This is a genomic window from Corynebacterium meitnerae (genome assembly GCF_027570075.1).
Taxonomy (GTDB): domain Bacteria; phylum Actinomycetota; class Actinomycetes; order Mycobacteriales; family Mycobacteriaceae; genus Corynebacterium; species Corynebacterium meitnerae.
Map to the genome: position 1 here is coordinate 1 of NZ_JAKMUS010000042.1, position 583 is coordinate 583.

1 protein-coding gene and 1 rRNA gene are annotated in these 583 nt (G+C 47.0%); one reads left to right on the forward strand and one right to left on the reverse strand.

Translation table 11 applies throughout. The features are described from left to right. Positions 1-396 (reverse strand): hypothetical protein (locus tag L8U60_RS10740; protein WP_269966358.1); only part of this gene is annotated, 396 nt, incomplete at its 3' end. A gap of 98 nt (positions 397-494) precedes the next feature. Between L8U60_RS10740 and L8U60_RS10745 the strand changes: the two genes are divergently transcribed. Next, positions 495-583, forward strand: a 16S ribosomal RNA gene (locus L8U60_RS10745); the annotation flags it as partial.

A 583-nucleotide genomic window follows, 5' to 3' on the forward strand; every position in this document is an offset into this window, starting at 1 on the left:
TGGTGAGATGGCGGTAGGAAAACGAGCGTTGATGGTTCCTTTCACTTGATCCGCATTTGCTGCGATTTTGTTTGTGGTGTGGGTGTGTGTAAGGTTCAGCAAGCTGCTTTGAACAGGCCCTGGTTGTGGGGTGTGTTTGGGTGTGCGTGTGTTGTGTGAGAACTCGATAGTGTGCCAATGATTTTTTGTTTGGTTGGTTTGTGACTGTTCACTCCGTTTTTTGGGGTGTGTGCTGGTCGATGCTGTTTGAACCATTGATGGAATAGTGTCGTCTGGTTGGTCGCATGGCTGATTAGATATTTTTTGTTGTTGTCTTTTTTCCTCGTCGAATGGGGCGGCAACGTGATGAACCTCTTTTGGTTTGTCGAGTAATTTTTGGATATGCCAGTCCAGCATCTTTTTTGTGGGTGTTGGTTGGTTTGTTTTGGTTAGGTTTTGGGCTTTTCACGGCTCGGTAATCTTTTACTGATTGATGCTCACGTTTGTGGGTGTTTTTTGTGGAGAGTTTGATCCTGGCTCAGGATGAACGCTGGCGGCGTGCTTAACACATGCAAGTCGAACGGAAAGGCTCCAGCTTGCTGGG